General features: G+C 37.5%; 1 protein-coding gene and 1 pseudogene. One reads left to right on the forward strand and one right to left on the reverse strand.

The window, feature by feature from the left end; genetic code table 11:
• The first annotated feature begins 36 nt into the window (after positions 1–36).
• Positions 37–273 (forward strand): hypothetical protein, encoded by a 237-nt coding sequence (locus AC1DRF_RS31730; protein WP_223546060.1) that lies wholly within the window; start codon positions 37–39, stop codon positions 271–273.
• 57 nt (positions 274–330) lie between these two features.
• Here the strand turns inward: AC1DRF_RS31730 and AC1DRF_RS31735 are convergent.
• A pseudogene (locus tag AC1DRF_RS31735) lies at positions 331–566 on the reverse strand (cupin domain-containing protein); the annotation flags it as partial.

Consider the following 566-nt stretch of genomic DNA (forward strand, 5'->3'; position numbering starts at 1 on the left):
TAGTTAAGGGTATACATACATTTAAGATAAATTGAGGTGAAGAAATTGTATTACTACCGCATTTCAGAAGGGCAAGGCGAAACGTACTCTGAAACAATTGTTGTTCATGAAGAACAATTTGATCAAGGTACATTTGAAAAAATGGTGAAAGAAGCGATGGTCGACAAGCCTGGCAAAATCGATCAAGTGGATATTGTGAAATATTTAATTGGACATTATCATTTCCAAGTTGCATATATTGAAGCCGCTTTTCATAGTACATATACAGATTAATAACGTTATGTATTCATTAAAAAAACCCGTTGCACTGGCAGCGGGTTTTTTTTGTCTCTACCAGTATCGATAGTGATAAGGGTTTTGAGGTTGATAATAAGAATTCTGAGGCGGAGGATACGTATAAGAAGGCGTCTGGTGGTGAACAGGGCCTCCTTGTTTTTTCTTTTTATAGTGTTCTTTTTCTCCGCATTCGTCTGTTGGTCCAATTACGATAGTTTGATTTTTTAACGGAGCCAGCGTTTTCTTTAGTTGCTCCGGATCTAAGCAGTACGTGTGAGCAAGGACTTCAA

This window comes from Priestia sp. P5_B4 (assembly GCF_056400385.1).